Origin of the sequence: Pseudomonas sp. SB113 (genome assembly GCF_040754745.1) — a bacterium.
GTDB lineage: Bacteria > Pseudomonadota > Gammaproteobacteria > Pseudomonadales > Pseudomonadaceae > Aquipseudomonas > Aquipseudomonas grimontii.
On the sequence record NZ_JBFMHW010000051.1, the window covers coordinates 1 to 4,293 of the forward strand.

Genomic DNA, 4,293 nt, shown 5'->3' on the forward strand with positions numbered 1-4,293 from the left:
TAGCGTCAAACAACACGACCCCATCAACTTCTTCTGGGCTTCGATGAACCGAAGCAAGTCGCTGTCTAATCCTGCATAACTCTTTGTTTACCAAGGAGTTTTACGTTTCGACTGCGCCGGAAGTGGGGCGAATTATAGACTTCCAGAATCTGCCGTCAACCATTAATTTGGTTTTCCTATCAATCCAGTGAGGCTGATTAAAAAACCACCAAAAGATGCCCCTCTATATAGAAGAAATCTCCTAGATAACTCCCGCCTCTTTTAAAGCTTTCACATTCGCCGAGCCCAACCCCAACACATCCTGCAGCACCTGGGCCGTATGCTGCCCCAATAAAGGGGGTGGCGTACGGTACTCCACAGGCGTCTTGGATAACCTAATCGGACTGGCAACCAGCGGCACCCTACCTGCCAACGCATGCGGCAGGGATATCGCCAGCCCCCGCGCCCTCACCTGAGGGTCGGCAAACACCTGGGCCAGGTCATTGATCGGCCCACAAGGCACACCAACCAGCTCCAGTTGCGACACCCACTCAGCCGTCGTCTTGAAGACTGTAGCTTGGCGAATCAATGGAATCAGCTCAGTGCGGTTGGCAACCCGTACCTTATTAGTAGAGAACCGCGGATCATCCGCCCACTGCGGCTGCCCAGCCACTTCGGCAAACTTACGAAATTGCCCGTCATTACCCACCGTCAGGATGAAATCACCATCGGCCGTAGGGAAATCCTGATAAGGCACGATATTCGGATGAGCATTACCCAGTCGCTTTGGCGCCGCTCCCGTCGTCAGGTAGTTCATCGCCTGGTTAGCCAGACAGGCCACCTGCACATCAAGCAACGCCATATCGATATGCTGCCCACCCCCATCATGATCCCGATGCGCCAGCGCAGCCAGGATCGCCACCGTCGAGTAGAGCCCAGTGAGAATGTCAGTCAACGCAACCCCCACCTTCACCGGCCCGGCCCCCTCATCACCTTCCGGCCGGCCGGTAAGACTCATCAGCCCACCCAACCCCTGGATCATGAAGTCATACCCCGCGCGAGCGGCATACGGCCCCGTCTGACCGAAGCCAGTGATCGAGCAATAGATCAACTCCGGATTCACCTTCTTGAGCGACTCGTAGTCCAGCCCATACGCCGCCAGGCCGCCCACCTTGAAGTTCTCGATCAAGATGTCGGACTTAGCCGCCAGATCTCGCACCAGCTGCTGTCCCTCCGGCCGCGTAAAGTCGATAGTCACCGACTCTTTGTTGCGATTAGCCGACAAGTAGTACGCCGCCTCACTCGTGTTCTCGCCATCAGCGTCCTTAAGGAAGGGCGGCCCCCAGGCGCGCGTGTCGTCACCGCTACCAGGTCGCTCAACCTTGATCACCTCAGCCCCGAGGTCCGCAAGGATCTGCCCGGACCAGGGGCCCGCCAATACCCGTGACAAATCCAATACCCGCAGATGCGAAAGCGCGCCCATGCCGTTCTCCTATTAATAGAACGCCTGAAGACCGGTTTGCGCGCGCCCCAGAATCAAGGCGTGCACGTCGTGGGTACCTTCATAGGTGTTAACCACCTCCAGGTTTACCAAATGACGCGCCACTCCGAACTCATCAGAGATGCCATTGCCGCCCAACATGTCCCGCGCCATACGCGCAATGTCCAAAGACTTACCGCACGAGTTGCGCTTCATGATCGATGTGATCTCAACCGCGGCCGTTCCCTCATCTTTCATACGCCCCAGACGCAGGCAGCCTTGCAGCGCAAGCGTGATCTCTGTCTGCATATCGGCCAGCTTCTTCTGGATCAATTGAGTTGCCGCCAATGGACGGCCGAACTGATGGCGATCCAGGGTGTACTGGCGTGCGGTGTGCCAACAGAACTCGGCAGCCCCCAAAGCCCCCCAGGAGATGCCATAACGCGCCGAGTTAAGGCAGGTGAAAGGGCCCTTCAAGCCGCGCACATCCGGAAAAATGTTCTCTTCCGGCACAAACACGTTATCCATCACGATCTCACCGGTGATTGAGGCGCGCAGGCCGACCTTGCCGTGAATCGCCGGCGCACTCAGGCCTTTCCAGCCTTTCTCCAGGACAAACCCACGAATATCGCCAGCGTCGTCCTTGCCCCACACCACAAACACGTCCGCAATCGGGCTATTGGTTATCCACATTTTTGCGCCCGTCAGGCTGTAGCCGCCATCCACTTTGCGTGCACGAGTGATCATCGCGCCAGGATCGGAGCCGTGGTTAGGCTCGGTCAGACCAAAACAACCAATCCATTCGCCCGAGGCCAATTTCGGCAAGTACTTCTGCTTTTGCGCTTCGGTGCCGAACTCGTTGATAGGCACCATCACCAGTGACGACTGCACACTCATCATCGAGCGATAACCGGAGTCGACGCGCTCAACCTCACGCGCAATCAGCCCGTAGCTGACGTAGTTCAAGCCACTGCCCCCGTACTGCTCAGGAATCATCGCCCCCAGCAAACCGGTCTCACCCATTTCACGGAAAATCGCGGGGTCGGTCTTTTCATGGCGAAAGGCTTCGAGCACACGCGGCGCCAGTTTGCCCCGGGCGAATTGCTCAGCGCTATCACGCACCATGCGCTCTTCTTCGGTGAGCTGTTGATCCAGCAGCAGTGGATCGATCCAGTTGAAGCTTGCCTTGCCAGCCATGAATGAGTCCTCGCAAAGAAAAATCAGAAGTCGTGGATGGAGCCTAGGCCGCGCAGGCGGGGAGAGCAAACGAGGTTTCTGCATAGGCTTGTGCTAATTTCTCACTTCGTAACCCCAAGAAACGCCGCAGCTGCAATTTTTATGTGAGGACAAGGTACATGCGCAGAAAAATCCCCAGCACCACCGCCCTTGTCAGTTTTGAAGCGGCAGCCCGCCACGAGAGCTTTACCAAGGCGGCGCATGAGCTTTCCATCACCCAAGGCGCCATTTGCCGACAGATCGCCAGCCTGGAGGAGTTTTTAAGTGTCGAGCTGTTTCGGCGCTCACGACGCGGGGTAAAGCTGACGGAGGCGGGGCTTTCGTACAGCCGTCGCATCGCCACGCAGTTGGACGCCGTGGAGCGCGACACCCTGTCAGTGATGGGCCAACAGGGCGCAAATACCATTGAACTGGCCGTAGTACCCACTTTTGGTACGCAATGGTTGATCCCTCGCCTCAAGGACTTTCAACGACAACATCCGGAGGTGACGGTAAACCTGACTAACCGCACGCGCCCCTTTCTGTTTGCCGATACAGAATTCGACGCGGCAATCTACTTCGGCGACGCAGATTGGCCAGGCACCGAATCCCACAGGCTCATGGGAGAAAATCCTGTCCCCGTGTGCAGCCCGCGACTATTGGGCGAACTTGAGCGATTCACCCCCCACGAGATAGCGGAACTGCCATTGCTGCAGCAGACCACCCGCCCTTACGCCTGGCGCCAATGGTTCAACGCCCAACAACTAAACGTTCCCCGCGACATGACAGGCCCGCGTTACGAGCTATTCTCGATGTTGTCTCAGGCAGCCATGCACGACATGGGTATTGCACTGATCCCGCCGTTCCTTATCCAGCGAGAACTGGACGAGCATCGATTGGTGATCGCAAGCCCGCAAGCGCTGAGCAGCTCGAAGGCTTATTACCTGATGATTCCTGACAGAAAAGTCGAATCAGCCTCGCTGCATGCGTTCAGAGACTGGTTGATCGACCAATCACAGCGCTACAGCCCCAGCATTTAAAGGACAATCTTCATATGCTGACTTTGTAGTCAGTTAAATTCTGATCCTACAGATATACGTATATGTCGCATTTAAACAGACTGTACCTGTCAACCTCAAACAAGGCTTAAGGCCATGTTTATCGTGGCTTGTAGCGACGCTCATCGGCCAATGCCCGACTATTCACGCCAACGATGGCAAAACACACAAGGATCAGCTGGAGCCCTTTAAATACCTGTATTTAAAGAGGTTATTTCAAAGTGTTGCGACAATCAGTCACAGGGTGACTTGTAGTTAATTTTTCGTCACCCGTCATAATCCCTTGAAGGCCGTAAAGTTCGCCTGCAAAATGCCGCGCCCCGCTGTCATTTCAGCGGGATCGTGCTGATCGGCCGCCCCAGATGCGCCACTCACGGTGCACTGGCCTTTTTACAAAAAGATCAAAAGCAAAAAGATCATGCAGGAGATTTGACGTGCACATTGGTGTTCCTCTCGAAACCCAGACCGGTGAAACGCGGGTGGCTGCCACCCCGGAAACCATCAAGAAGCTGATCGGCCAGGGCCATAAGGTCACTGTTCAAAGCGGAGCCGGTATCAAAG

The 4,293-nt window shown here is 55.9% G+C and carries 3 protein-coding genes and 1 pseudogene; 2 read left to right on the forward strand and 2 right to left on the reverse strand.

What is annotated here, in order from left to right; all coding sequences use genetic code 11:
- Positions 1–241 precede the first annotated feature (241 nt).
- Both AB1462_RS31295 and AB1462_RS31300 read right to left on the reverse strand, forming a co-directional pair.
- The gene (locus AB1462_RS31295) at positions 242–1,462 is read right to left on the reverse strand and encodes a CaiB/BaiF CoA transferase family protein (RefSeq protein ID WP_367248932.1); all 1,221 of its coding nucleotides are present in this window, start codon (positions 1,460–1,462) and stop codon (positions 242–244) included.
- Positions 1,463–1,474: 12 nt separating this feature from the next.
- Positions 1,475–2,656, reverse strand: a complete 1,182-nt coding sequence (locus AB1462_RS31300) for an acyl-CoA dehydrogenase (RefSeq protein ID WP_259194665.1) — start codon at positions 2,654–2,656, stop codon at positions 1,475–1,477.
- 158 nt (positions 2,657–2,814) lie between these two features.
- On the opposite strand from AB1462_RS31300, the gene AB1462_RS31305 reads away from it, so the two are divergent.
- Both AB1462_RS31305 and AB1462_RS31310 read left to right on the forward strand, forming a co-directional pair.
- On the forward strand, positions 2,815–3,714 hold the full coding sequence (locus AB1462_RS31305) for a LysR family transcriptional regulator (protein WP_259194664.1): 900 nt from the start codon (positions 2,815–2,817) through the stop codon (positions 3,712–3,714).
- 452 nt (positions 3,715–4,166) lie between these two features.
- Positions 4,167–4,293, forward strand: a pseudogene (locus AB1462_RS31310) (NAD(P)(+) transhydrogenase (Re/Si-specific) subunit alpha); the annotation flags it as partial.

What these genes read in the sequence shown, in the direction of transcription:
- AB1462_RS31300 (WP_259194665.1), bottom strand. Translation starts at nt 2,656, where the DNA reads ATGGCTGGCAAGGCAAGCTTCAACTGGATCGATCCACTGCTGCTGGAT.
- AB1462_RS31305 (WP_259194664.1), top strand. Translation starts at nt 2,815, where the DNA reads ATGCGCAGAAAAATCCCCAGCACCACCGCCCTTGTCAGTTTTGAAGCG.
- AB1462_RS31295 (WP_367248932.1), bottom strand. Translation starts at nt 1,462, where the DNA reads ATGGGCGCGCTTTCGCATCTGCGGGTATTGGATTTGTCACGGGTATTG.